Here is a 25,780-nt window from a genome sequence, read left to right as displayed (position 1 = left end):
ATAAGCATTGCGTTATAGTACTGTGTGCTCTTAAATTACTCCAATTCATATTTTTCATGTTTTGGATAATTTTTTGGAATCATGGACATTCAAGAGCTTTTGACCTTTATTAAGGTTGCTGAGACCCAGTCGTTTTCTGAGGCCGCTGCCGCGCTGTTTGTTACTCAGCCTGCGGTGAGTAAGCGCATTGCCGCGCTTGAGAGCAACCTTAATGTAAAACTGTTTGATCGCATTGGCCGCACCGTGCATCTGACCGAAGCCGGTATCCGCTTGCTGCCCAAGGCGAAACGCATCGCCGACGATCTGACCGACATCAAGCGTAGCATGTCGTTGCAGATGGAAGATGTCTCGGGCGAACTGCATATTGCCACCAGTCACCATATTGGCTTGCACCGCTTGCCCGAGACGCTTAAACGCTTTCAGCAGACTTACCCTGAAGCCGAGATCAAAATCGATTTCACCCAATCCGAAGACGCGCACCGCCAAATACTAAAAGGCGAAGCCGAGCTTGGCATCATTACCCTCTCTGGCCAACGGGAAGAGAATCTCAACGCCATTCCGATTTGGTCTGACCCGCTTAAGTGTGTGGTCAGTGTCGATCATCCGCTGGCCAGCAAAACCCGTGTCGATGTGGTCGAGCTGTCAAAATACCCGTGCGTGCTGCCTCACGAGAATACTTTTACGCGCCAGATCGCAGAGCAAGTGTTTGCCGTCAATGGCGTGCGGCCGCAAGTGAAGATGAACACCAACAACCTAGATACGCTGGCGATGCTGGTCAGCATTGGCTGGGGCTGGTCGTTGATCCCTTCAACGGTGGTCAACGAGCAATTAGTGGTAGTGGATTTACCGGCGCTAAACGTCGAGCGCGACTTGGGCGTGGTGCATCATAAGCAACGTACCTTAAGTCGAGCGGCGACCGCTTTTATTAAGCTTTTACAGGAACTGGCTGAAAATTAATGATGCAACCCCAGAACTTGCACACTATTCCAGCTAAAAAACGCCAGAAGCATGCTAGGGTTGAGGTATAGCGACTTTGATAACAAGGAGATGGGCATGACTCAACGAGATACGGATTGGTGGCGCGGTGCGGTCATCTATCAGATTTACCCACGCAGTTTTAAAGATTCTAACGGTGATGGCATCGGCGATCTGCCAGGCATCACCGAAAAAATGCCCTACATAGCGTCATTGGGCGTCGATGCCATTTGGCTATCGCCGTTTTTTACCTCGCCAATGAAAGACTTTGGCTACGATGTCTCGGACTATTGTGATGTCGATCCCATCTTTGGCGAGCTCAAGGACTTCGACGATCTGATCGCCAGCGCGCACGAGCACAATATTAAGGTCATCATTGACCAAGTGCTGAACCACACTTCTGATCAACACCCTTGGTTTAAAGAATCGCGCACTAGCCGTGATAATGACAAAGCCGATTGGTACGTATGGGCAGAAGCCAAACCGGATGGCTCAGCGCCTAACAATTGGCTGTCGGTATTTGGCGGCCCTGCGTGGCGCTGGGACAGTCGTCGCCGTCAGTACTATCTGCATAACTTCCTACACAGCCAGCCGGATCTTAACTTCCATAATCCAGCCGTGGTCGATGCGCTATTGGAAACAGTAGAATTTTGGCTTAAGCGCGGTGTCGATGGTTTTCGTTTGGATACCGCCAATTACTTCTACCATGACACGCAATTGCGCGATAACCCACCGCGCGAAGAAGTGGCGGAAGGCAGCATCGGCGTCAGTGAAGAAAACCCTTATGGCTATCAGCTACACCTGTACGATAAATCCCAACCGGAAAACATTGGCTTCTTAAAACGCTTACGCGCCCTGCTCGATCAATACCCAGGTAGCACTACGGTAGGTGAAGTGGGCTGTGATTTTTCACTAAAAACCATGGCCGAATACACCCAAGGCAACGACAAACTGCATATGTGCTATTCGTTTGATTTGCTGACCCATGACAACACCATGACTCACGTGCATAAAACCATGACTACGATTGAGGAAGGTTTGGGCTCGGGTTGGCCCTGCTGGTCGATGAGCAACCATGATGTGGAGAGGGTTGCCTCGCGCTGGAATCACGGCCAAGCCTGCAATGCCAAGAGCAAGGTGTTTATGGCCATGCTGCTGTCATTGCGTGGCAGTGTGTGTTTGTACCAAGGCGAGGAGCTTGGTTTGCCTGAGGCCGAGCTTGAGTATCATCAGTTGGTCGATCCTTATGGCATTACCTTCTGGCCGGATTTCAAAGGTCGTGATGGCTGTCGTACACCGATGCCGTGGGAAAACCACCCTACAGGTGCTTTCTCCACTAGCCGCGAACCTTGGCTGCCGATCAATGATCAGCACTTGGCGATGGCGGTGTCCGAGCAAGAAGGCGATCGTCACTCCGTGCTGCACGCGTATCGTGACTTTTTGCACTTCCGCCGTCATCACTCGGCACTGATCAGCGGCAACATTGAATTTTTGTACAGTGATCGTGATGTGTTGATCTTCTTACGCGAAGACGATCAAGAAACGCTGTTGGTGGGCGTCAATGCCAGTGAGCAGGGGCATATTTCGGGTGTAATGGAATACACAGTGACAGATGTGATTTTACCTGAAGGTCTGCGCACCGGAGTGTTTGAGCATAATAAGCTGGTCTTGCCGTCTAATTCGGTCTATATCGGCGCCATTAATTAAGCTTCACTTCAGACACAAAACACGTCAGGCACAAAAAAAGCCACTTGCTTAGCAAGTGGCTTTTTTATAACGCTTAGGTAATCGTGGGATTACATGAATGCGTTGTCTGTCACTGTGTGGTCGGTTTCGTCTTTCACGCCTTTAAGGCCTGGGACTTTGTCGATCAGCGTTTTCTCAACGCCTTCTTTTAGCGTCAAGTCTACTGCACTACAACCTTGGCAACCGCCGCCGAATTGCAATACCGCAACCGGACCTTCGATGACTTCAACTAAGCGTACTTCACCACCATGTGCCGCTAGGCCTGGGTTGATGTCTGAGTACAGCACGTAGTTGATTTGATCTTCGATCGGGCTGTCTGGGCTAACCTTAGGCATTTTTGCGTTGGGCGCTTTAATCGTCAGCTGGCCACCCATTTTCTCTGTGGCGTAGTCAACAAAAGCTTCGTCTAAGAAAGGTACTGAATTCACTTCAAGGTAAACGCGTAGCTTTGGAAGATCCAAACGCTCATCAGACTCGATAACTTCGTCTGGACGACAGTATGCAAGACAAGTCTCAGCGTACGGTGTGCCCGGTTGCTGGATGAACATGCGTACAGCCATGCCCTCAATGCCCTGTTTGTCTAAAAGACCTGATAGATACTCTTGCGCACTGTCAGTAATCGTAATGTTCATACTCACCCTTATTGAAACGTGTGATGTTCTATATGGGGCTATGGTAACTCACTCTCAAGGCAAAACAGAAGACCAAGTAAAAAACTAAGGTATTTTTTCGCATTTTGGTAATAACCATGGTCGCCTTTAGTCTAATTATTTTTAAAGATATAGATAAATATTCATTTTAGGAATAACGGATTTTTGGTAGATTTAGTCTACCTAAGAATTTATACAACAACGGTTCAGTCTTTTATGTATCAATACGACGCAATTGACCAGCAGCTAGTGGAAGAGCGTGTTGCGCAGTTTCGCGATCAAACTCGCCGCTACCTGAATAACGAGCTGAAGGAAGAAGAGTTTCTTCCTTTGCGCTTGCAAAACGGCCTTTACGTGCAGCGCTACGCGCCAATGCTACGTATCGCCATCCCTTACGGTATGGTGTCTAGCAAGCAGCTTCGCCTTCTTGCGGACATTACGCGCCGCTATGACCGTGGTTACGGCCACTTCAGTACGCGCCAAAACCTTCAGTTAAACTGGCCTAAGCTTGAAGATGTTCCAGACATCTTAGAAGAGCTAGCGACGGTAGAAATGCACGCCGTACAAACCAGTGGTAACTGTATCCGTAACACCACAACTGACCAGTACTCTGGTGTGATCGCCGACGAGGTCGCTGACCCACGCCCTTACTGTGAGTTGATTCGTCAGTGGTCTACATTCCACCCTGAATTTGCGTTCTTACCACGTAAATTCAAGATTGCGGTATGTGCGACAGAGTCAGCTGACCGTGCCGCGGTACAAGTACATGACATCGGTCTACACCTGAAGAAAAATGACGCTGGCGAAATCGGCTTCAAAGTTTTGGTCGGTGGTGGCCTAGGTCGTACGCCAATGATCGCTGAGACCATCAGTGACTTCATTCCGCGCGCAGACCTACTGACGTACCTTGATGCGATCATCCGTGTTTACAACCAACACGGTCGTCGTGACAACAAGTACAAAGCACGTATCAAGATCCTAGTGAAAGCACTGGGTATCGAAGAATTCCGTAAGCGCGTTGATGCTGAGTGGGAACACCTACGTGGCACTGAAAGCACGGTACCAATGAGCGAGTTCGATCGCCTAGCAAGCTTCTTTACTGAGCCAGAGTACGAAGCCCTAGAAGATCAACCAGCAGAATTAACCGCTAAGCTTGCAGAAAGCAATGGCTTTGCTCGCTGGTACGAGCGCAACACGTTTGATCACAAGAAACCAGGCTACCGCATCGTTACGCTATCGCTTAAAAAGCCAGGCCAAGCGCCAGGTGATGCGACAGCTGATCAAATGGAAAAAGCCGCTAACCTTGCAGATCAATACAGCTTCGGTGAGCTACGTGTAAGCCACGAGCAAAACCTTGTATTGGCAGACGTGCGCCAAGATCAATTGATCGAGCTTTGGGAAGCAGCTAAAGAAAACGGCTTCGCTACACCAACGCTAGGCCTGCTAACAGACATGATCTGTTGCCCAGGTGGCGATTACTGTGGTCTTGCCAATGCGAAATCGATCCCGATCGCTGAGCAGATCCAACAGACGTTTGACAACCTTGATTACCTATACGACATCGGCGAAGTAGATCTAAACATCTCTGGCTGTATGAACGCATGTGGTCACCACCACGTGGGTAACATCGGTATCCTAGGTGTTGATAAGAAAGGCGAAGAGTTCTACCAAGTATCACTTGGTGGTGCATCAGGTCACGATGCGTCGATCGGTAAGATCTTGGGCCCCTCTTTTGCTCAAGAGCAAATCGGTGACGTGATCCAGAAGATCATCAATGTCTATGTAGACAGCCGTACCGAAGAAGAACGCTTCATCGATACATTCCGTCGCATCGGTATCAAACCATTTAAAGAGGCCGCATATGCCAAAGCTGATTAAAAACGGCGAGATCGTCGACAACACATATGTATGGCAACAAGACGCTGATGCTACAGCGACTGAAAATGCTATCGTGCCAATGCAAAAATGGTTAGATAACCAAGAGACGATTGGTAAAGTGGCAGGCATCTGGATCGACGCGGGCGAAGGCGTTGAACCACTTGCTGACGTGGACCTTAGCCAATTTGACGTGATCGGCGTGAACTTCCCAAGCTTCATGGATGGCCGTGGTTTTAGTTACGCTCGCCTACTGCGCGAACGCCTAAACTATGACGGCGAAATCCGTGCCCTAGGCAACTTCATGGCAGACCAACAGGGTTACCTGATCCGTTGTGGCGTCAACAGCTTCGAGTTTGCAGAAGACGTTAACCTAGACATCGCACTGACACTGAATAAGCCATTTAGCGTGGCTTACCAAGGTGATGTGGCGGATCCTCGCCCAGTATTCTTGCGCCGCGGTTAATCCTAAGCGTATTAAAAAAGCCGAGCATCTTGCTCGGCTTTTTTGTGCCTGTCATTTAACACCAGAGAATTTAGGTATCGACGCTCTGGGCCGAGTCATCCGTGGTCGACTCAAACAAGCCTTCAAACTGATTATTGTAGGCATCTAAAAACGCATTACTCACCGTGTTTTTGATGGTTTGCCAAGTGCTAACACTCGGATCATCCAACGAACCATTAAACTCCACACGCGTCGCTAGACGATCGCTATCGCCATTGGTCAGAAGCCCCGACAAGCCGCCACTTAGACCTTCCCAAGCGAGCTGAAAAGGATTCTTGCCCTGCTCGACGACGTCTTGCTCCCAGTCGAAGATATCGACGTTTTTGAACAGCGGCTTCACATAGCCTGTCAGCTCGGAGTCTTTGGCTTCCATTTCCATCACCACTTCACCGGTACCGCCTTTAAAATCGAGCGAAGCATAGGCTTTGGCCAAATCATTTAACATCGGCAAACTGAGCTCCTCACAGCGCAGCGCGACAATGAAATCACCTTGTGCAAAAGGATCGAATTGCGCGTTGGCCTTTAGCTTGGCATCGTTGAGCGCTTTGGCTTTGACATCCAAGCTGGCCACACGGCCCGCGCCATTATCGACATTGGTAAGGTTCGTCAGTGTGGCGTTGATGTCATTGACCTGAATGTTTACTGGTGGCTCTGACTCGAAATTACGAAACGCGATCAGCCCTTGGTACACCTCAATTTGGTTAATGGTAATCGGCGTTAACTCGTTGACCACATCGCGCCACTCGGTGCCGTTACCTGACTGATCTTTTTGTGCGTCTTCACTGTCGACAAAGTTCACTTGCGGCTCGTAAAACGCCAGGTCAGCCACCACTTTACCTTTAAACAATGCCGACCAACTGAGGGCAATATCGATTTCACGGGTACGGAAAAACGGTACTTGCTTGGTGCCTTCTACCTTCACAATATCCAAATCATGAACTTGATAAGCGCCTCGATAGAGCGACAGGCTTACATGGTCGATGTGACCACGGTAATCCCCAAGATCTGCTAAGCGCTTATTTAAAAAGCTAGTGACCCAGTACGGTAAAGCAAGATGTACGATGATGATCAAGGCGGCGAAGACGGCAAACACCCAGATCCAAGTCTGTTTGGCTTTTTTGGTCATAATAAGACTCCTTTCTAAGTCCTATTACTGTAGTGGGCTTGGTCATTGCCGAGCAAACCCTGCCAAGTAAAAGGCTAAACAATGATGCATTGTTTACACAGTGGCTGACCGATTGTGAAATTGTGGGCAATTTTAGACACAAAAGCCGAGCGCAAGGCTCGGCTTTGTAGATGAAAACTAGCAGTTGAACAGCTAATAAAACGATCAGTCGCCTTTCATGTGTTCGCTGTTCACCACATGGAAAATCGGATACAAGATGTCGGCACCCAAGATTTTAGAACGCTCTGGTGACCAGCCTACCACTTCGTCTGGTAAGTTTTGGTTATCTTTAAACGGCATTTCTAGGGTCAAAGACAAGCAGCGGTAAGTATTGCCAACCCACTTCGAAGCGACGGTAAGTGTCTCGTCGCCATAGCGGACGTTTTCATAGCCAATCTCTGCTTGGAAGTCAGGGCTGACTGCAGTAAAGATGTCTTCAAACAAGGCTTCCATATCCGCCATGCGCTGGTCGTAGTTGGGCACACCTTCACAACCATCAACAAAGTTTACCGGCAGAGTTTCATCACCATGAATATCCAAAAACATGTCGACGCCGGTTTCAGACATTTTCTTTTGCACCGCAAGCACTTCAGGGCTGCGTTCATCACTGGCACGCTTCCACTCGCGATTTAGGTTGATCCCTTTGCTGTTGACGCGCAAGTTGCCATGCACTGCGCCATCTGGGTTCATGTTGGGCACCACGTAGAAGCGACACTTTTCCAACAACGCGCGAGCGATCGGGTGCGATTCGTCAAATAAGCGTTCCAACAGGCCTTCAACAAACCATTCGGCCATGGTTTCCCCTGGGTGCTGGCGCGCAATGACCCAGATATTTTTCGCCAAACCTTGGGTTTTACTCACCTCAAGCATGGTGATGTCGCGACCTTCTGCGGTTTCACCAATATGATGGGTAATGCAGTCAGCGTAGTTTGCCGCCCAAGCCACCATATCTAAGTGGCGTTCGTAGCTGTAAGGCGCGAAGTAGGCGTAGTAGACGCTGTCTTGATCCGGCGTATGTTGAATCTCTAGCACGCCGTCTTCATAGGTCGTCGGCACACGGAACCAATACTCGCGATCATAAGACGCAACGGCTTCATAGCCGTCCCAGCCTTCAGCAAACGCGGCATCGGCTGCGTTCTCAAAGCGAATGACACAGTTTTCACCCATGCCGCCCTGCAATCGAAAGTAAAACCACTGATAAAAATCTGAGTTTGTATCTTTAGGGATGTTTACTCTAATATTGTCGGGGTCTTTGGCGTCAATCACTTCTATGTTACCGCCATCAAAGTAACTGCTGATCTTGAGTCGGCTAGTCATTCACTCTTCCTTAACGCTGGGCTGTTAATTTAATTATGGCAAGTTTACCGATATTCATTAGCGCTGTCGCTAATTCTCCCGACGAACCACACTTTCCTTTGCTATTTACTTGGTCGACACACGATGGCCAAGTCAAAGAAGTGCTGATTACTCCAGACGACGACTGGCTGCACGACCACAGCATTGAGCCCAACCTACAAAACCTAGACGAGCAACAACTCTACGAGTTTGGCTATGAGGCTCAAGACATCCTCAACGAATGGGCCACCGAGCTCGATACCGATGTGCTGTACGCGGTCGACGTGGACATGGTTCAGGCCGTTGTAGAAACTCTTTATGACACCAAGGGCCTAGATCCTGCTTTTGAGGTCCTGAGCGTCGAGCATTGGTTTAATGAGCGCGATGTTAATCTACATCAAGCACGTCAAGACAGTGGCGATGAGACACCACTTAACCTACTAAGCCCCGATGAGCAAATCATTCACTTGCTGCAATTGGCCGCTAATCATGAGCTGCTGGATCTGTCTGAACTTGAGCAGCTAGAATAACTCCAAAAAGTAACGCCAGAAATAGTCACTATAAGCACAAACCGCTGGCCTAATTTGGCTTGGCTACCTAGAGTATTGCTATCAATGTAATGCTCTAGGAACCTTATTATGAAAGACATCCTGCCCGATCTTTGTGACCTCTACCCCACTCATGTACAAATTGCTGAGCCGATCTTTCAAGACTTCGGCGGACGCGATCACTTCCATGGCGAAGCCGTCACTGTGTATTGCTTTGAAGACAACAGCAAGGTACGTGAGCTAGTGCAATCGCCTGGCCAAGGCAAAGTCTTGGTGGTGGATGGCGGTGGCAGTAAGCGCCGTGCGTTACTCGGCGATATGCTGGCAGAGAAAGCCGCTGAAAACGGCTGGGAAGGTATTGTGATCAATGGTGCAATTCGCGATGTGGCGGCGCAAGCAAAGGTCAATCTAGGGCTGAAGGCCTTGTGCGCGCACCCGATGCCGACCGAAAAGAAAGGCTTGGGCGAAGTCGGCAAAACGGTCCATTTTGCGGGTATCACTATCGCCCAAGGGGATCATGTCTACGCCGACTGCAATGGGTTGCTCGTGGCGAAACAACCCCTTGCCCTGCCGTAACGGCTAATCCGCTAGATAGTAAGTGATCGTCGAGACAACTCGGACATTTTTGATGTGCGGGTTGTTTTGGTCACGATCATTGATCGAAAACTGCCCTTGAGAAGCTCGCTTAATTTTGCCGAGCTTGCTATTGGAATCCGCGGCAAATTTCTCGCCCACTTCGCGAGCATTTTGCGTCGCTTGCTCGATCATTTCAGGCTTAATGTCATTAAGGCCCGTGTACAGATAATCGGTACGGGTTTGGTAGCTGTCGCCCGATAGCACGATACCTTGTCGACCCAGTGCAGAAAGCTGACTTTGCGCCGCGCGGACTTGATCAATCTTATTGCTATAGACCGTTACCTTTTGCACCGCATTGTAGCGAAATTCAGCGCCCGAATTATTGCCATATTGCTGAGCTAGCTTATCAACGATCATCGGCGGATTAATGGTAATTGCTTCTTCACTGATTTGATTATCGGCTAAAAAAGCTGCTACTTTGGCGGTATTGTCTTCTACTTGGGCGTATAACCCCTCAAGGTCGTTTGAGGCGACGGTAAATTGAATCGGCCAAATGGCCACGTCCGCTTGCACTTCACGCTCAGCCAAACCTTTTACCGTGACACTGCGCTCATAAGATTTGAGATCGTTGGCGGTGCCATTGATGAGCCAGCCTAAAGCTAAAGCACCCACGACCAAACTGGCGCCTAAAACACCTGCGCTTTTTATATTCATACTATTCCCTATTGTTTGTTGCTAACCCAGCATTATGAGCGCAACACACGTCAATTTGACTACAAAATTCCATAAAAAAAGGGAAAGCACATGCTTTCCCTTCGTAAAGTCATCTAGATGATCAGCTCTGCTTAACAGCAGACTTACCCTAAAGATAGTCCAATCGGCAAGGTTTCGCCAACCAAACGCGACAGCTCAGCATCAGTAAATTCTGCCGTCGACTCAAGACGTTGTTGCCACTGACTTGGGCACTTATCCTTCTTAAGCTTATTAGCGACTTTTTTACGTAATGACTGCAGCTCTGGTGACGCGTCGCCGATGCCTGGCTGAACCATCAGCACGGCAGCCAGCCCAGCTTGCTTACGCTTCTTCCAGTCTTCTTTAAGAGCGACTTCGGTCAGCTTCACAGCGGTAGCATCATCAAGCTGATGCGCTTCATCATTAAGCAGCAAGCGACGCGACGCCATACGACCAATCGCCCACCACGCCGTATCAGGCTCTGACGACTTCTGTAAACGCTTCACCAACCAATCAATGGCCTCTTGTTTACGCTCTTGTGGCAAGCGCTCTAACGCGCCCACCATTCGAATCATGTCATCGCTGGACTTGGTCGTTAATGCCTTTTGTTTTTCACGCGAACGCTGACCCGCTGGCGAATAATACTGGGCAAATTGCTTGTATAAGCCTTCTTGCATGGCTGGCGTTAAGCCACCGGCAATACGGCGATACAAAGTCCAATGCTGACCCCAAACCGGGGCGTTGTCATGCTTTGGTCCTTGCTTAGTGGCATTAAGTGTCTGCTCGACGCGCGCCTCATCGCCAATCGCACCAAAACCTGGACGCAGACAGAAGCCAATCAACTGTAGCCATTGGCGCTCATGTTGGGCCGATTTGGTACGTCCGCTTTTAACGGCGATTAACTTATCAGCCAAACGACGCGACGTTGCCAAGGTCCAATCTTCACGATCGCCCAGTAAACGGTCCATGTCTTGTTTAAGTGACTTGACCAAATCTGGGTATTCTTTCTGGCCTGCGGCTGAGAAGCATTTGACTAAGTGCTCTTCAGCTTGGCCCATATTGGCGTGCAACTGACCTTCGCCTTGCTCACCCATTGACTCATCACGGGCTTTGCTGACACCGAATTGCAGTGTCCAGTCTTGTCCTGATACCTGATTCACCAGATCGACTTTGAGCAAGCCCACCTCGGTCATGGTAGCGTGCAATACCACGCTGACAGTGCCTGAATCAGATTGACCGTCAAGCTCAGTGACCAAGTTAGAGACAAAGTGCAGACCTTTGTCGTCAGCCTTAAGCTCGCCCACCTCACACTCTAGGTGATCATCACAGCGGTACAATGGGAATTGCACTTGCTGCCCCATTTGCACCTTAAACGCTTGTGACAAGGTGATGCGCTCTTGCTTAGGCGTGCCCTTTGGCAACAAGCCAACAAATTGACCATCGGCCAATTGCAACAACAAACTATGCGGCACACCACTTTCGATGCGCGCCGTTTCACCTGCTAGCGAGCGAATGTACTGAGCGGCACCTTTGGCGACAGCATCGTTAGGCTCTGAAGAGTCGCAGATGATCAATGGCTGATCGGACCATTGATGCAGCTGATCCAACACACGGGATTTAAGTAAGGCGCTGTTGAATAAGCCACCATTAAACAGCACCGCATCCGGCATAGAGCTGCCGGTTGCCGCTTCAATCTCAGCTTGGTGAGCACGCAAAAAGGCTGCTAGATGGCGCGTAAACGCCGCATCACTTTCGTAAGGCAAGCCAAGGGTATGCACAGCGTAATCGGACTTTTGCACCTCGGCGCTCAACGCCTCTAAAGGCAAAAAGCCCACTTCCACTTGCTCAACTAATTGAGCGCGCTCAACGGTAAATTTCTGCGAGCCACCAATCAGACGACTGCCGCCACCTAATACCGTTAAAGTCGTCGACTCTGGCGCATCATCGCCCAGTAGCAGCTCTTTGGCTTTACGTGTTTGCTGCACCAGTGCGGCAAGACGCGAAGCGGACAGCGCTGATATCTGGCGTGGATCAAGCTGATACGCTAAGGCTTGGTCGAGATTATCACCGCCTAATAAAAGGTGGTCACCCACGGCAACGCGTTTGAGGGCCGTTTTACCTTGCGCGGTTTGCTGGATGCGCACCAAGCTAAAGTCAGTGGTACCACCACCGATGTCGACCACTAGCAACATGTTGCCTTGCGCCAAGACATCTAGATTGTCTTGATTACGGATAAAGTGATAACACGCCGCTTGAGGCTCTTCGAGTAGATACAAGTCACCAAAGCCTGCTTGCTGTGCTGCCTCTAAGGTCAACGCACGAGCCTCTTCATCAAACGACGCTGGCAATGTTAGGGCAACGTCTTGACGCTCAATCGGTGCGTCAGCAAAAGCGTGATTCCAAGCAGATCGGATGTGCGCCAAGATATACGCACTGGCATCCAAAGGGCTCACTTTACGAGCGGCTTCACTGCCCCATGGCAAAATCGCCTCACGACGATCTACTTGGCGATGACTCAGCCAGCTTTTGGCACTTTGCACCAACTGACCAGAGCGACGTTGACCTAGCTCTAAGGCGCCATGACCGACGATCAAATCCGTGGCTTGGCCACGCCAAGGCAAAACCGGCTCAATCTTACCGATTTCGTCTTTGGCAAGCAGATACACCGCACTTGGCAAACGCGTCGACGGACGCACTGAGCCATCCGCCATAAACTGTGGAATGTCTAATAAACGAGGCTCGACATCACCAGGGGCGAAATATGAGACCACGCAATTAGTGGTGCCTAAGTCGATACCAATGCGATAACGAGCATTCGACATTAGGACTCCCTAACTTGGAACTCAATCGTCCAAGTAAGATCAGAATTGACATCGTGTGCTTGCAGCAACAACAAACCAAGCTCAGTCACGCGCGATGACAACACTACACGCACCATATCGCCCTCGTTGTAATGCCCTGCATCCAATGAAATCGATAAAGGACTTAGCTCAGTTAAGGCTGGTACCGAGAAGGATGCAATCACTTTACCTAAGCTATCGGCTTCGGCATTTTGTGATTGGAAGAAGCGGAACGTAACACGCTCACCGACCACCAATGAAAACTCATTCGGTAGCATCTGCTCTTCTGAGCCTTCTTCTAAACCAAACGGTGCCACACATAAGGCATCAACAGGTGGTGCCATTCCAGGGATCGCTGGCATAGGGCTGGCAACACCAATGTAATAGTTTGCCGCTAAGCCGCTTTTAACTTTTACACCGCCTTCAAGCTGTACTTTTTCGTAGTACGCCGCACCTTGCGCCACCGCGTGATCGAGGTGAGCAGGCTTAAGCATCACTAGCTCAGTGTGCTCACCTAGCATTTGCTGCAAACGCTGCTCGATCAAGTCGCGGATTGGCTGTGCATTGAATACACCACCGTTTAGCAGAACCTTGTTTGGCACCACTTCAACGTTGGCGAGGAACTCTGAAATATGACGCGTAATCGCAGGATCCGCTTCGTAATCCAAGTTAATGGACGCAAAACCCGCACGCTGAGCCGTTTGAGCACGCTCACCCAACTGCACTTCAGGGAAGAATCCAGCCAGCAACTGTTGCTGCACGTCGTCTTGGGTTAGTGTGGCTTTGATGCTGTTGTTAAACAGGCTACGACCACGGCTTGGCACCACAACGGTCGCTTCACTGACGTCTTGATTACCCAGCAGGCGCTCTTTGGCTTCGCGGCAGGCTTGGGTCAAACCTGAGATTTGCCACGGCTCAAGCTGCGTGCCTTGCTGCGCTAACTGCCCTGCCAAATGGTAAGTCAGCGCCATGTCCATGTTGTCGCCGCCCAATAGAATGTGACGACCTACTGCCACACGCTCAAGGCCTAGACTGCCATCTTGGTCCACGGCTTGGATCAAAGACAAATCGGTGGTACCACCGCCCACGTCCACCACTAGGATGTGATCGTCGACGTTGAGAGATTCAGTCCATTTAGGTTGGTCAGCCAACCAAGCGTAAAACGCCGCCAATGGCTCTTCGATTAAACGCGCTCGTAAACCGGCTTTTTGCGCTGCGTCTTCGGTGATCGCGCGGGCTGCTGGATCAAATGAGGCTGGCACTGTAATGACCACATGTTGCTCAGCCATCGGCGCATCAGGAAATTGATGATTCCAAGCATTAACCAAATGCTCGATGTACCACTCGGTCACTTGTGCCGGTGACACTTTATCCACTTCTTCCAGTGCGTCGACAGGCAAGACTTGTTCGTCTGCTTTAACACGAGCATGGCATAGCCAGCTTTTAGCACTTTGCGCCATACGCCCTTGAGACTTAGCGCCCAGTTCACGTGCTAAGGCGCCGACGATGACGTCCACCTTGCCCCACGGCAAATGGCGGTCACTTTCTAAAAACTCGCTGGCATGCGGAAAATAAGCAAAGGATGGTAGCAATGGCAACGACTCAACACGGCCTGGTGCCGTCAGCTGTGGAATCGTTAATTGTTGCAGTGCGCTGTCTTCACCCTGTTCAGCATAGAAGATAGCCGAATGGGTTGTACCAAGGTCGATACCAATAAAATACTGAGCCACTTATACCTCCACTTCGGCTGGCGCTAAAATATGCAAGCCATCCGTGTTGGAGACTTTTGGCAGATTTGTCGCTGTCACTTGCCAACCAGGATGGATCAGAGTGCCTGAATAAGGACCATCACCTTGCACGCGACCTTCAAGCTTAATGGCCTTAGGGTCGTAATCGGCCGCCACTTCGATGCGGCTGTTTTCCGGTGCATCATTAACCACATCTACGGTGAAGTATTGGCTCACAACTTTCGCGCAACCACTGTGAATTTGACGCGCCGCCGCACCTACGTCAGCGTCGCTGTAGCCGTCGATGCTTTCTTTAACGAAATCGATAAAGCGCGCTTCTTGCTGTAGTAATTGCAAAAGCTGTAGTGCACCGTCTTCGTTGACGGTATCAAGCTTGGGCGCTTGCACCTCGACTTCTTTGACCACTTCGACGGTTTTAGTAATAACTTGTGGCTCGACTTCAGAAGCAAACTTCTGACCGTCGCTGACCGCCGCACAGCGACCTGCGTAGTCGCCATTGCCCATATATTTGAAAAACTGGCCAAACGCGCCAAAAAAGCGCGACACAAAGCCGATGGTTTTAATATCTTCTGCCATAATCGTTATCCGTTTTGCATTTCTTCTAACTCGACCCAGCGTTCCATCGCGTTTTCGAGCGCTTGTTCTGTTTCGGTTAGTTGTGCCAGCGTCGCTTGGACTTGCTCTTGATCGCCGGCGTAAAAGTCGGCCGCAGACGTCACCTCGGCCAATCGCTCTAGCTCGTCTTCTAGCTTGGCGATGGTTTCAGGCATGTTGTCCAGCTCACGCTGATGTTTGTAGCTAAGCTTGCTTTTCACTTTTGCCGGCGCCGGTTTTTTCTCAACCTTCTCAACCTTCTCAGCTTTCTTTTCTGCTTTGACTGGCTTGTCGACCTCTTGGCTCGATTCCTCTGGGAATTTACCACCTTGGCGCAACCAATCCTCGTAACCACCGACGTACTCACGTACGACACCGTCACCTTCAAAGGCGATGGTGCTGGTCACAACATTGTCTAGGAACGCACGGTCGTGGCTCACTAACAGCAAGGTGCCGTCGTAGTTCATTAGCAACTCTTCGAGTAGCTCAAGTGTTTCCACGTCTAAGTCGTTGGTCGGTTCGTCCATCACCAACAAGTTGGCTGAACGAGTAAACAACTTCGCCAGCAGCACACGGTTACGCTCGCCCCCTGACAAGGCTTTGACCGGCGTACGCGCACGCTCAGGCGGGAACAAGAAATCCTGCAGGTAACCAATGATATGGCGATTCTGTCCGTTAATTTCTAGGGTGTCTTTGCCTTCGCCGACGTTATCGGCCACGGTTTTCTCAGGATCAAGCTGTGCACGTAGCTGGTCAAAGTAAGCAATCTCAAGCTTGGTGCCTTGGCGCACAGAGCCTTCATTTGGCGTCAACTGGCCCAGCAAAATCTTAAGGAAGGTACTTTTACCGCAACCATTAGGGCCAATCAGTCCGATGCGATCGCCGCGGTTCACCACTAAGTCCATCGGGCGCAAGATGGTTTTGTCAGCAAAGGCATGGGCCACTTGCTTGAATTCTGCCACCAACTTGCCAGATTTCTCTTTACTCTCCAATGCCATTTTGGCTTGGCCTTGGCGGTTAATACGCTCTTTGCGTTCCTCACGTAACGCTTTAAGAGCACGCACACGGCCTTCATTACGGGTACGTCGAGCTTTGATACCTTGACGAATCCACGCTTCTTCTTCGGCTAACTTTTTATCGAACAAAGCATTGGCACGCTCTTCTTCTTCTAAAAGCTTCTCTTTAAATTCTAAAAAGCCCGCTAGCGAGCCCGAGAAGGACAGCATGTTGCCGCGATCAAGTTCGACGATTCGGTTGGCAAGATTTTCTAGGAAGCGACGGTCGTGGGTAATGAATAGGATCAAGCCACGGAACTGTTTGAGCTGACCTTCCATCCACTCAATGGTCGGTACATCCAAATGGTTGGTTGGCTCATCAAGTAACAGCACATCTGGGTTGGTCAATAGTGCTTGCGCTAGGATAACACGACGACGCCAGCCGCCGGATAGCTCCGACATAAGCTTGTCTGCTGGCAGCGCTAGACGCTGAATCATATGATTCACGCGCTGTTCGAGATCCCAACCTTGGCGTTTATCAAGCTCATGTTGGATGTTGGCCAATTCATCGGTATTGGCTTCATCGAAGTCTGCCAGCAGAGCATTGTAACGCTGTAGCATGTCATGAATATCACCCGCACCTTCGCTGACTACCTCACGCACGGTTTTGCCATTGGCGTCGGGTAATTCTTGTGGCAACTGGGCCACCTTCATGCCGCCTTCGACACGGATCACACCTTCGTCGGGGATAACCTCACCCGCGATGATTTTTAAGAAGGTCGATTTACCCGCACCGTTACGGCCGATAATTGCGACACGCTCTCCAGCTTCGGCTGAAAAGCTGACATTGCTCAGTAAGGGATTGTGGCCAAATGCCACGCTCACTTGGTCGAGTGTTAATAAACTCATAATATTCCGTAAAAACAGGGTCAATTTTGTGGCGTCATGTTACCACTCTTCGCGGCTAAGTTTTAACTAAAGCACGCGCTTTTGTGTTGATTTTCAATAAAAATATCATCCTCAAGGCAGGATTCAAACGCTTGCAAGTAAGATCAACTGACCACATTTCACTCAATACAGACGATTCAAATCAGACTGCAGATATTATCTTGGCGCGAAAGGTTACAAGAAAACGTCAGCAGTACCGAATTTACATACAAAAAACTTACACTTTTCTCTTGTCGTAACCAAACATGCTCTACATAATGAGGATATTGTCCTCTAAAATTAGGTAGTTAACTCAATGGATTTTGCGTCTTTTATAGGCATCATTACTGGGATCGGCTTGATCATTTCCGCCATTTTCATGGGCAGCAGTGATTTTACCATTTTCATCAACGTACCAGGCATTATGATCGTCATCGGCGGCACCATCGCTGCCACCCTCTTGACCTTCCAATTTAAAGATACGATGGCCGCATTGCGCGCCATGTTTATTGTCTTTGCACAAGACAAGCAAGACCCGCAAGCCATGATCCAAACCATGCTGCAATTGACTAAAGTTGCTCGACGCGAAGGCCTTATTGCCTTAAGCCGTGTCGATGCTGACTCACCTTTCTTAAAGCGCGCCCTTGCCATGGCATCGGATGCTTCCGATGAAGACTACATCCGCAAAACGTTGCAAGCGGACATAGACTCCCTAAAAATGCGTCACTATGTGGTGCAAGATGTATTTAAAAAAATGGGCGCTTACGCACCAGCCTTTGGCATGTTGGGTACCTTGATAGGTTTGATCCAGATGCTGGCACAGCTTGATAATCCAGAAACGATTGGCCCAGCAATGGCGGTCGCCCTTCTTACCACTTTTTATGGCTCTTTATTGGCGACGGTTATTTTCAACCCGATTGCAGGCAAACTTAAAGCGCGAACTATTTTAGAGATCCAAACCTTAGAAATCATACGTGACGGCACTGTGAGCTTGCTAGGCAGCAATAACTATCTAGCTGTTTACGAGCGTCTGTCTTCGTACATTCCAGCCCATCAGCGTAAGCCAGCCGGCATCGGCGGGGAGTAAGCTATGAGTGATCCATATTTTGAAGACGATGAAACCCCAGGTTGGCTCTTTACCTACGCTGACCTAATGTCTTTGCTGTTGGTGTTTTTCATCCTCTTGTACAGCTTGTCCAAGATGACAGAAACCACCTTGATTGCGGCGCTTTCCTCGATTCAAATTGCCTTAAACAGCAATGGTGCACTGGTACGACAAAACCCAGAAATGTACTCAGGTGGCGGTACGGAGACCATCAAACCTGCTGAACCGCAGATGGCCACCAACCAAGAGCTGACTTACGCTAAAGACCCTATCGATGAAGAAGTGCGTGAAGAAGTGAATGAAATCGCCAATGATGTAGCGAGCCGCTTCATGGCGAATCAATTGCAGAATCAAGTGGCGGTATACGAAGACGGTGAGAAGATCACTATTCGTATCGACGGCGCTTCCCTGTTTGAATCAGGTGAGGCACAGATCTTATACAGCGCTGAACCTATTTACGAAACACTGCTCGGCATTTTCAATCGCTACACAGACTACAATATCAATATTAAGGGTCACACTGACAATATCCCGATCAATACCTCTCGCTTTCCGAGTAACTGGGAATTGTCGGCGATACGAGCCACCACCACCCTACGCTACTTTCTGGAAAATGATATCCGCGCTGAGCGAATGACGGCGACCGGTTATGCTGACAGTATTCCGCTCGTACCGAATACCACACCAGAAAACAGAGCCCTGAATCGACGCGTTGAATTTGTGTTACAACGCGACAAGGACAAACCGATCAGCGACTCTAACAACAACTAATAGCTTTGCAAGGAATTGCCATGGACAGTGTTAAATCGGGTATTGAGTACCACTCAAACGAGCGCAGAGAAGCGCTCAGAGTTTCACCTGTTGGGCATACTATATGCTTCGATGGGGGCACCTTTAAGTTTGCCTGCATCGATATTAGTGTCGATGGCACCTCGCTAGCCAGCGATGACAGCTTCGAAACCATTGAAGACGAGGTCGTGGGCTTTGTCGTAGACCAAGATGGCATCGTGGTAGGTAAGGTCAAAGCTCGACTCATTTACCGCCAAGCCGAGCGTTCGGGTTGGCAATTTACCGCGATGGAAGACAGCGTGCGTGAATACGTCGAGACATTAGTACTCAATACGCAAAAAGAGTCCCTGCGTGCAGCTGCCGTCGAGCGCATGAAAGAAGAAGAGAAAGACTTGCTTGATCTAGACGAAGAAGAATAGCTTACTTGCAGTAAACGCCCTACCTAAAAAAGAGCAGCTAAACGCTGCTCTTTTTTTTGCATTGAAAACACTAGAAAGCCTTTAAACGCTAGATTTTATCCAGTGCTTGCGCCACATCAGCAATAATATCTTCGATATCTTCAAGGCCTACCGACAAACGCACTAGCCCTTCTTTGATACCCGCTGCCAGTTTCTCTTCATCGGTTAAGCGTCCATGAGTGGTTGTGGCTGGGTGCGTTACTAGCGTCTTAGTGTCACCTAAGTTGCCGGTGATCGACATCAGCTTCACATTATCAATAAAGGTCCAAGCCGCTTCACGACCACCGTCTAGCTCAAATGACATCACACCACCAAAGCCTTTCTGTTGCGCCTTAGCCAGTTCGTGATATTTGTGTGATGGCAAGCCACCGTAGTTCACTTTAGCAACTTTCGGGTGCTGCTCTAGGAATTCTGCCAGTGCTTGTGCATTGCTTGAGTGGGCTGTCATACGCAAACTTAGGGTCTCAAGGCCGTTCAACAACACCCACGCATTAAATGGGCTCATCGCTGGCCCGGCGCTACGCATAAAGGCCACGAATTGATTGACGATCTCTTTCGAAGCAATCAACGCACCACCCAGACAACGACCTTGGCCATCGATAAACTTGGTCGCCGACTGCATCACGATGTCTGCGCCTTGCGTCAGTGGATTTTGCAACGCAGGCGTTGCCAGTACGGTATCAACACACAACAGCGCGTTTTTAGCATGAGCAAGCTCAGCGACTTTTGCTACATCGACCACTTCATACAATGGATTAGACGGTGTCTCGAAGTAACACAAAGCGGTGTTGTCATCGATCTCACGTTCCCAAGCTTCGTAGTCTGTCGCATCAACGTACACAATCTCGACATTGTATTTGGCCATGTAGGCGTTGAAAAACTTCACCGTAGAGCCAAAAATGTTGCGCGAACAAACAACCTTATCGCCTGCTTTAAGTAATGAGTAACCCAACGTCATCAATGCCGCCATACCCGATGCGGTCGCAATCGCCGCCTCACCCTTCTCTAGTGCAGCCAGGCGCTTTTCAAACATCTCCACTGTTGGGTTCGTGAAACGCGAGTAAACATTGCCATCTAGCTCACCACAAAACTTACCCGCCGCTTCTTTAGAACTTGAGTAAGCAAAGCTTGAGGTGGTGAAAATGGCTTCGCTGTTTTCTTGCTCTTGGGTTTGACGAATACCCGCTCGAATGGCGAGCGTTGCATCTTTATATTCAGACATGGGTCACTCCAAGTTGACACTTTAAAAACAACTAAGCCAGGTCAAACCTGGCTTAGCATACAAACACGAACTTATTGCTAAGCCAATGGGTTTACATTGGGTGCATTAGATCGCTGTTAGATTCTGCGACAGACGCTTTGTTTGAATCGCTACGGGCATTAGCTAGACCCGTTAGGTATTCCTGATCAATGTTACCAGTGATGTAGTTACCATCGAATACCGACGTATCAAATTCACGCACATCAGAGTGCTTCTCATCGATACACGCCGCAATTAGGTCTTCCAAGTCTTGGAAAATCAAACGGTCAGCGCCAATTAGCTCACAAATTTCATCCACATTGCGATCGTAGGCAATCAGCTCAGTCGCCGCTGGCATGTCGATACCGTAAACGTTCGGGTAACGCACTTCAGGTGCCGCAGAGGCCAAGTACACTTTCTTCGCACCGGCTTCGCGAGCCATTTCGATGATTTCTTGGCTGGTGGTACCACGCACAATCGAGTCATCTACTAGGAGTACGTTTTTGTCTTTAAACTCAAACGGTACTGGGTTCAGCTTCTGACGCACAGACTTCTTACGAATGGTCTGACCTGGCATGATAAAAGTACGACCGATGTAACGGTTTTTAACCAAACCTTCTCGGAATGGGATATTCAGCTCTTGAGCGATCTGTAGCGCTGCGGTACGGCTGGTGTCTGGGATTGGGATCACCACATCAATATCATGATCCGCCCACTCGCGCTTGATTTTAGCGGCCAAACGATCACCTTGGTTGATACGTGCTTTGTAAACCGAGATGTTATCGATCACCGTATCCGGACGCGCAAAGTACACATACTCAAACAGACACGGACGCGGTGCACGAGCTTCCGTACACTGACGCGTGTAAACCTTGTGGTTCACATCGAAGAAGATCGCTTCGCCTGGGCGAATATCACGCTCAATGGTAAAGCCAGCTGCATCCAGAGCCACACTCTCAGATGCAACCATGTATTCAGTGCCGTTCTCAGTTTCACGTGAGCCGTAGATCAATGGACGGATACCATCTGGATCACGGAACGCCAAGATACCGTAACCAGTGATCAGAGCCACCACTGCGTAGCCACCTTCGATACGCTTGTAAACACGCTCTAGGGCATTAAAGATATCTTCTGGTGTTGGGACAAGTTTGCCCTCTTCGTGAAGCTCGTGAGCCAACACGTTTACCAACACTTCAGAATCTGAAGTCGTGTTGATATGGCGTAAATCTGACTCAAACACTTCCTGCTTAAGCTTAGCAGTGTTGGTCAAGTTGCCGTTGTGGGCAAGAGAAATACCATAAGGTGAATTCACATAAAACGGCTGGGCTTCAGCAGAGCTAGACGTACCCGCAGTTGGGTAACGTGCGTGGCCGATGCCTATATTGCCGTGCAGTTTTTTCATGTGTCGTGTACGAAACACTTCACTCACTGGACCATTGTCTTTGCGCAAGCATAATAATCCGTTATGGCTTGTAACCATTCCAGCAGCGTCCTGACCGCGATGCTGAAGAAGCGTGAGAGCGTCAAAAATGGTTTGGTTAACCATCGACGTGGCTACGACACCAACGATACCACACATGTATATATACCTCGTGATTAGGAGAAAACGACTTTGCCGTTTATTTTTTACGTCGCAGATAACTGCGATTAACTGTTTAAAGTGCGCTCAATAAGGGTTGAGTCAAATGCCTCTTCGCCTTTGCCTAGCATATCGCGCACCCAATCTTTCATAATGACTAACTGTGGCACCAACTGAGAGGACTTCCACATATCAGACTTTTCAATGGCAGGGCTCAGGCTTAGCAGCGAAATAAACGCCACTACGATCAAGCTGCCACGGGCAAAACCAAATAACATACCTAAAACACGATCAGTGCCACTTAGGCCGGTTAATTGGATCAATGACCCTAGTATAAAGTTTACCAGCGCGCCAACGATGAGCGTGGCAATGAATAAACCAATAAACGCCACCACATACCGAATCTGGTCATTTTGAACCTGATCCATCAACAAGGTCTGCAATGGGTCTGTGAATTTGACGGCAATAATAAAGGCTGAGACCCAGATAACAAGCGATAACACTTCTTTTACCAAGCCTCGCTTGAGACTGATAAGGGTAGAAATAATGACAACGGCGATAATTAACCAGTCTAAAGTTGAAATCGATTGAATCTGTTCCACACGTACCTCTATGCAACGCTGCGCAGTTTACCAAAAGCTCGTTTTATTCCAAGCGGTGAGCTGGAAGTTTTACGAATTAGGTGAATATTTCACGACAATGCCGCTAAGCTTAAACTCACGCTGCACCTTGGTCTTTACTTTTTCCGACGCGGAGCGCTCCAATTCGGGCCCCACAAACACTTTAAAAAGAGAGTTGCTGGTCATCACGTAAGCTGGATAACCCGCTTCTTTCAGTTTGTTAAGCGTACGCTCGGCATTGGCCTTCTGACCGAATGTTGCCACTTGCAGTGTCCAGCGCTCACCCACCGGCGCGACCTCTTTCTTCACCACTTCAGTAGGTTTCGGCTTCGGCTCAGCTTTAGGTGCTGGTGCGGGCTCTGGTGTTGGCTTAGGAGCAGGTGCATCATTGCTTGCCGTCGTGGCTTGCTGTGGCTCTGGCAACAACTGGATATCGTTGGCAGTACGCTCTTGCTCTGTTTCTTGAGCGAGTTCGTCCATCGACTGTACCGGCGCCACCTCTACTTCAGGGAAGGTCGGTTGCGCTGGCATAGTAACATCCACATTCAGTTCTTCTGGGCGCTCACCGTCTAATACCAAAGGCAAAAGAATAGCTGATGAGGCAATCAAAAGACCTGCACCAATCAAGCGATATTTCGACTTCGTATCTAACATAAGCGCCTCCGAATTACGCCTGCAAAGAAAGGTAAGCTGATACTGTCACAAACGAGCCAAACACAACCACCGTGGCATTTTGTTTGGTTGCTTCTGCACAAGCATCCGCTAGCGCTTGACGCATATCTTGGTATTGATGGGCCTCAGGCAAGTAGCCAGCCAGTTCGCTGGCTTTAGCGCCACGCGGCACATCTAAGTCAAGCAAATACCACGCTTGGAATGAATCTTTAAGGGTCTTCATCACCGCGCTGATATCTTTGTCTTTAAGCATGCCACATACCGCGATCACTGGCTGCCCAAGTCGATCTAGCTGCTGCTTCAACTGAATCGCAGCCTCTGGATTGTGTGCCACATCAATGAACACATCAGGGCTAGTCGCGACTTGCTGGAAGCGGCCTACTAAAGTGGCCTCGCGGAACAAGTCTGTTAAACGTTCACTGGTCACAGCTATGTCTAGCTGAAGCAAGGTTGCAATCACAGTCGCGGCATTTTCAAGCGGCAATTTAGGAATTGGCAGCCCGTCAAACTGCTGCCCTAAGCCTTGCCAAGACCATGAATCTTGCGCCACAGAGAAGGTGAAATCTTTATGCTTTTGCAGTAACGGTGAACCCACTTCCTGCGCCACATCAGCAATGCTTTGCGGTGGATTTACAACGCCACTAATGAGCGGCTTACCAGGACGAGCAATACCGGCCTTTTCGCGACCAATACCGTCGATAGAATCCCCGAGCCAATCGATGTGATCTAAAGCAATCGAGGTCACAACCGCTAAATCGGTATCAACCATGTTGACGGAGTCAAGACGACCACCAAGCCCTACTTCCAGCACCCAGTAATCCAGCTCAAGGCGATCAAACACCCACAGTGCAGCAAGGGTAGAAAACTCGAAGTATGTCAGCGGCGTATCACCACGCACTTGCTCAATAACGGTGAAAGCCTCAACCAGCAATTCATCGGAGCACTCTAAACCATCAATAGCAACGCGCTCGTTGAAACGTAGAAAGTGAGGCGATGTGTAAGTGCCGACTCGATAGCCTGATGCAGTTAAGTACTGACTCAACATGGTGCAAGTTGAGCCTTTACCATTGGTGCCAGCAACCGTGATCACTTTTGCTTTAGGGCGCCCCAAGTTTAGCTTTTCTAGCACGCTTAAACCGCGCTCAAGGCCTAACTCGATTTCGGAAGGATGTTGGCTCTCGATATACGAGAGCCAATCAGACAAAGAACGTGCTGACATTCAATTACGCTGCTTTATGAGTCAAAATAGAAAGAACATTGTGCAAACGATCACGCAGTTCGTGACGCGTCACGATCATGTCTAATGCACCTTTATCAAGCAAGAACTCAGAGCGCTGGAAGCCTTCAGGAAGCTTCTCACGTACGGTTTGCTCAATAACGCGCGGACCGGCAAAACCAATCAATGCATTCGGTTCAGCGATATTTAAGTCACCTAGCATCGCTAATGAAGCAGACACACCACCAAACACAGGGTCAGTCATCGCTGAAATGTAAGGAATACCTTGTTGCTTCATGCGCTCAAGGGCAGCACTGGTTTTCGCCATTTGCATAAGCGAGATCAGCGCTTCTTGCATACGCGCGCCACCTGAAGCGGAGAAACATACCAATGGAATGCCTTTTTCTAGACTCACGTTACAAGCTTGAACAAACTTCTCACCGACGATGGCACCCATAGAGCCACCTAGGAAGCTAAATTCAAATGCCACTGCCACGATCGGCATACCGTGCAAGGTGCCTTCAAAAGCGACCAAGGCATCTTTTTCGCCAGTGGATTTTTGTGCCGCTGCCAAACGATCTTTGTAACGTTTAGAGTCTTTAAACTTCAGTTTATCTTCAGGCTCTAGGTGCGCTGCGATTTCTTCACGACCTTCTTTGTCTAGGAAGATATCTAGACGACGACGCGCGCCAACACGCATGTGGTGTTCACATTTTGGGCAAACATCCAAGTTTTTCTCTAGCTCAGGGCGATACAGTACGTTGTCACACTTCGGGCATTTCTTCCAAAGGCCTTCAGGCACACTGCCCTGTGGACGCTTGGTTTCACTGCGCATAATTGAAGGAACAAATTTATCTAGCCAACTGCTCATTTAACTCTCCAAAATAGTA

General features: G+C 49.4%; 23 protein-coding genes. 9 read left to right on the top strand and 14 right to left on the bottom strand.

Annotated elements, in window-relative coordinates; all coding sequences use genetic code 11:
- Positions 1–81: 81 nt before the first annotated feature.
- Positions 82–957 (top strand): LysR family transcriptional regulator, encoded by an 876-nt coding sequence (locus JQX58_RS03515; RefSeq protein WP_204145431.1) that lies wholly within the window; start codon positions 82–84, stop codon positions 955–957.
- 96 nt (positions 958–1,053) lie between these two features.
- Entirely contained in the window at positions 1,054–2,682 is a 1,629-nt protein-coding gene (locus JQX58_RS03510) for an alpha-glucosidase (RefSeq protein WP_204145430.1), read from the top strand.
- 89 nt (positions 2,683–2,771) lie between these two features.
- Here the strand turns inward: JQX58_RS03510 and nfuA are convergent, their stop codons facing one another.
- Positions 2,772–3,353: a Fe-S biogenesis protein NfuA gene (nfuA, locus tag JQX58_RS03505; RefSeq protein ID WP_204145429.1), complete on the bottom strand. Its 582-nt coding sequence runs from the start codon at positions 3,351–3,353 to the stop codon at positions 2,772–2,774.
- Between the two features lie 234 nt (positions 3,354–3,587).
- Here nfuA and JQX58_RS03500 point away from each other — a divergent pair, with 234 nt between their 5' ends.
- Positions 3,588–5,249 carry a nitrite/sulfite reductase gene (locus JQX58_RS03500; RefSeq protein WP_204145428.1) on the top strand — a complete coding sequence of 554 codons (1,662 nt, stop codon included), beginning with the start codon at positions 3,588–3,590 and terminating at the stop codon, positions 5,247–5,249.
- Positions 5,233–5,712 (top strand): DUF934 domain-containing protein, encoded by a 480-nt coding sequence (locus JQX58_RS03495; protein WP_204145427.1) that lies wholly within the window; start codon positions 5,233–5,235, stop codon positions 5,710–5,712. The genes JQX58_RS03500 and JQX58_RS03495 overlap by 17 nt, the downstream gene beginning before the upstream one ends.
- A gap of 70 nt (positions 5,713–5,782) precedes the next feature.
- On the opposite strand, the gene JQX58_RS03490 is transcribed toward JQX58_RS03495, so the two are convergent.
- Both JQX58_RS03490 and JQX58_RS03485 read right to left on the bottom strand, forming a co-directional pair.
- Positions 5,783–6,877 carry a DUF748 domain-containing protein gene (locus JQX58_RS03490; protein ID WP_204145426.1) on the bottom strand — a complete coding sequence of 365 codons (1,095 nt, stop codon included), beginning with the start codon at positions 6,875–6,877 and terminating at the stop codon, positions 5,783–5,785.
- Positions 6,878–7,081: 204 nt separating this feature from the next.
- Entirely contained in the window at positions 7,082–8,233 is a 1,152-nt protein-coding gene (locus JQX58_RS03485) for a M14 family metallopeptidase (RefSeq protein WP_204145425.1), read from the bottom strand.
- Between the two features lie 35 nt (positions 8,234–8,268).
- On the opposite strand from JQX58_RS03485, the gene JQX58_RS03480 reads away from it, so the two are divergent.
- A complete protein-coding gene (locus JQX58_RS03480; RefSeq protein ID WP_204145424.1) occupies positions 8,269–8,781 on the top strand; it encodes a hypothetical protein in 513 nt (170 codons plus the stop codon).
- Positions 8,782–8,889: 108 nt separating this feature from the next.
- Positions 8,890–9,375, top strand: a complete 486-nt coding sequence (locus JQX58_RS03475) for a putative 4-hydroxy-4-methyl-2-oxoglutarate aldolase (RefSeq protein ID WP_204145423.1) — start codon at positions 8,890–8,892, stop codon at positions 9,373–9,375.
- Positions 9,376–9,378: 3 nt separating this feature from the next.
- Here JQX58_RS03475 and JQX58_RS03470 read toward each other — a convergent pair whose 3' ends face one another.
- The 5 genes from JQX58_RS03470 to JQX58_RS03450 all read right to left on the bottom strand — a co-directional run bounded on the left by JQX58_RS03470 (position 9,379) and on the right by JQX58_RS03450 (position 17,193).
- Entirely contained in the window at positions 9,379–10,089 is a 711-nt protein-coding gene (locus JQX58_RS03470) for an SIMPL domain-containing protein (protein WP_204145422.1), read from the bottom strand.
- 143 nt (positions 10,090–10,232) lie between these two features.
- Positions 10,233–12,929: a hsp70 family protein gene (locus tag JQX58_RS03465; protein ID WP_204145421.1), complete on the bottom strand. Its 2,697-nt coding sequence runs from the start codon at positions 12,927–12,929 to the stop codon at positions 10,233–10,235.
- Positions 12,929–14,677 (bottom strand): Hsp70 family protein, encoded by a 1,749-nt coding sequence (locus JQX58_RS03460; RefSeq protein WP_204145420.1) that lies wholly within the window; start codon positions 14,675–14,677, stop codon positions 12,929–12,931. Before JQX58_RS03460 ends, JQX58_RS03465 begins: the two co-directional genes overlap by 1 nt.
- On the bottom strand, positions 14,678–15,271 hold the full coding sequence (locus JQX58_RS03455) for a DUF2760 domain-containing protein (RefSeq protein ID WP_204145419.1): 594 nt from the start codon (positions 15,269–15,271) through the stop codon (positions 14,678–14,680).
- A 5-nt stretch (positions 15,272–15,276) separates the two neighbouring features.
- A complete protein-coding gene (locus JQX58_RS03450; protein WP_204145418.1) occupies positions 15,277–17,193 on the bottom strand; it encodes an ATP-binding cassette domain-containing protein in 1,917 nt (638 codons plus the stop codon).
- A 334-nt stretch (positions 17,194–17,527) separates the two neighbouring features.
- On the opposite strand from JQX58_RS03450, the gene JQX58_RS03445 reads away from it, so the two are divergent.
- From JQX58_RS03445 to JQX58_RS03435, 3 genes are read left to right on the top strand one after another with little or no spacing between them, the layout of a single operon-like run.
- On the top strand, positions 17,528–18,298 hold the full coding sequence (locus tag JQX58_RS03445; protein ID WP_204145417.1) for a motility protein A: 771 nt from the start codon (positions 17,528–17,530) through the stop codon (positions 18,296–18,298).
- Positions 18,299–18,301: 3 nt separating this feature from the next.
- Positions 18,302–19,087, top strand: coding sequence for an OmpA/MotB family protein (locus JQX58_RS03440; RefSeq protein WP_204145416.1), 786 nt, complete (start codon positions 18,302–18,304; stop codon positions 19,085–19,087).
- 20 nt (positions 19,088–19,107) lie between these two features.
- Entirely contained in the window at positions 19,108–19,524 is a 417-nt protein-coding gene (locus JQX58_RS03435) for a PilZ domain-containing protein (RefSeq protein ID WP_204145415.1), read from the top strand.
- An 88-nt stretch (positions 19,525–19,612) separates the two neighbouring features.
- Here the strand turns inward: JQX58_RS03435 and JQX58_RS03430 are convergent, their stop codons facing one another.
- The 6 genes from JQX58_RS03430 to accD all read right to left on the bottom strand — a co-directional run bounded on the left by JQX58_RS03430 (position 19,613) and on the right by accD (position 25,761).
- Entirely contained in the window at positions 19,613–20,785 is a 1,173-nt protein-coding gene (locus JQX58_RS03430; RefSeq protein ID WP_204145414.1) for an O-succinylhomoserine sulfhydrylase, read from the bottom strand.
- 91 nt (positions 20,786–20,876) lie between these two features.
- Positions 20,877–22,382 carry an amidophosphoribosyltransferase gene (gene purF / locus JQX58_RS03425; protein WP_204145413.1) on the bottom strand — a complete coding sequence of 502 codons (1,506 nt, stop codon included), beginning with the start codon at positions 22,380–22,382 and terminating at the stop codon, positions 20,877–20,879.
- A gap of 68 nt (positions 22,383–22,450) precedes the next feature.
- Positions 22,451–22,984, bottom strand: a complete 534-nt coding sequence (locus JQX58_RS03420; protein WP_204145412.1) for a CvpA family protein — start codon at positions 22,982–22,984, stop codon at positions 22,451–22,453.
- 69 nt (positions 22,985–23,053) lie between these two features.
- Entirely contained in the window at positions 23,054–23,656 is a 603-nt protein-coding gene (locus JQX58_RS03415; protein WP_204145411.1) for an SPOR domain-containing protein, read from the bottom strand.
- A 13-nt stretch (positions 23,657–23,669) separates the two neighbouring features.
- The gene (gene folC / locus JQX58_RS03410) at positions 23,670–24,893 is read right to left on the bottom strand and encodes a bifunctional tetrahydrofolate synthase/dihydrofolate synthase (protein ID WP_204145410.1); all 1,224 of its coding nucleotides are present in this window, start codon (positions 24,891–24,893) and stop codon (positions 23,670–23,672) included.
- A 4-nt stretch (positions 24,894–24,897) separates the two neighbouring features.
- A complete protein-coding gene (accD, locus tag JQX58_RS03405) occupies positions 24,898–25,761 on the bottom strand; it encodes an acetyl-CoA carboxylase, carboxyltransferase subunit beta (RefSeq protein WP_204145409.1) in 864 nt (287 codons plus the stop codon).
- Positions 25,762–25,780: the final 19 nt, after the last annotated feature.

The organism is Marinomonas ostreistagni (assembly GCF_016888445.1).
Classification (GTDB): Bacteria; Pseudomonadota; Gammaproteobacteria; order Pseudomonadales; family Marinomonadaceae; genus Marinomonas; species Marinomonas ostreistagni.
This window is presented reverse-complemented; position numbering and strand designations above follow the sequence as displayed.

What these genes read in the sequence shown, in the direction of transcription:
- JQX58_RS03465 (WP_204145421.1), bottom strand. Translation starts at nt 12,929, where the DNA reads ATGTCGAATGCTCGTTATCGCATTGGTATCGACTTAGGCACCACTAAT.
- JQX58_RS03470 (WP_204145422.1), bottom strand. Translation starts at nt 10,089, where the DNA reads ATGAATATAAAAAGCGCAGGTGTTTTAGGCGCCAGTTTGGTCGTGGGT.
- JQX58_RS03435 (WP_204145415.1), top strand. Translation starts at nt 19,108, where the DNA reads ATGGACAGTGTTAAATCGGGTATTGAGTACCACTCAAACGAGCGCAGA.
- folC (WP_204145410.1), bottom strand. Translation starts at nt 24,893, where the DNA reads ATGTCAGCACGTTCTTTGTCTGATTGGCTCTCGTATATCGAGAGCCAA.
- JQX58_RS03485 (WP_204145425.1), bottom strand. Translation starts at nt 8,233, where the DNA reads ATGACTAGCCGACTCAAGATCAGCAGTTACTTTGATGGCGGTAACATA.
- JQX58_RS03475 (WP_204145423.1), top strand. Translation starts at nt 8,890, where the DNA reads ATGAAAGACATCCTGCCCGATCTTTGTGACCTCTACCCCACTCATGTA.
- purF (WP_204145413.1), bottom strand. Translation starts at nt 22,382, where the DNA reads ATGTGTGGTATCGTTGGTGTCGTAGCCACGTCGATGGTTAACCAAACC.
- JQX58_RS03415 (WP_204145411.1), bottom strand. Translation starts at nt 23,656, where the DNA reads ATGTTAGATACGAAGTCGAAATATCGCTTGATTGGTGCAGGTCTTTTG.
- JQX58_RS03430 (WP_204145414.1), bottom strand. Translation starts at nt 20,785, where the DNA reads ATGTCTGAATATAAAGATGCAACGCTCGCCATTCGAGCGGGTATTCGT.
- JQX58_RS03480 (WP_204145424.1), top strand. Translation starts at nt 8,269, where the DNA reads ATGGCAAGTTTACCGATATTCATTAGCGCTGTCGCTAATTCTCCCGAC.
- JQX58_RS03450 (WP_204145418.1), bottom strand. Translation starts at nt 17,193, where the DNA reads ATGAGTTTATTAACACTCGACCAAGTGAGCGTGGCATTTGGCCACAAT.
- JQX58_RS03515 (WP_204145431.1), top strand. Translation starts at nt 82, where the DNA reads ATGGACATTCAAGAGCTTTTGACCTTTATTAAGGTTGCTGAGACCCAG.
- JQX58_RS03440 (WP_204145416.1), top strand. Translation starts at nt 18,302, where the DNA reads ATGAGTGATCCATATTTTGAAGACGATGAAACCCCAGGTTGGCTCTTT.
- JQX58_RS03495 (WP_204145427.1), top strand. Translation starts at nt 5,233, where the DNA reads ATGCCAAAGCTGATTAAAAACGGCGAGATCGTCGACAACACATATGTA.
- JQX58_RS03445 (WP_204145417.1), top strand. Translation starts at nt 17,528, where the DNA reads ATGGATTTTGCGTCTTTTATAGGCATCATTACTGGGATCGGCTTGATC.
- JQX58_RS03500 (WP_204145428.1), top strand. Translation starts at nt 3,588, where the DNA reads ATGTATCAATACGACGCAATTGACCAGCAGCTAGTGGAAGAGCGTGTT.
- accD (WP_204145409.1), bottom strand. Translation starts at nt 25,761, where the DNA reads ATGAGCAGTTGGCTAGATAAATTTGTTCCTTCAATTATGCGCAGTGAA.
- JQX58_RS03510 (WP_204145430.1), top strand. Translation starts at nt 1,054, where the DNA reads ATGACTCAACGAGATACGGATTGGTGGCGCGGTGCGGTCATCTATCAG.
- JQX58_RS03490 (WP_204145426.1), bottom strand. Translation starts at nt 6,877, where the DNA reads ATGACCAAAAAAGCCAAACAGACTTGGATCTGGGTGTTTGCCGTCTTC.
- nfuA (WP_204145429.1), bottom strand. Translation starts at nt 3,353, where the DNA reads ATGAACATTACGATTACTGACAGTGCGCAAGAGTATCTATCAGGTCTT.
- JQX58_RS03455 (WP_204145419.1), bottom strand. Translation starts at nt 15,271, where the DNA reads ATGGCAGAAGATATTAAAACCATCGGCTTTGTGTCGCGCTTTTTTGGC.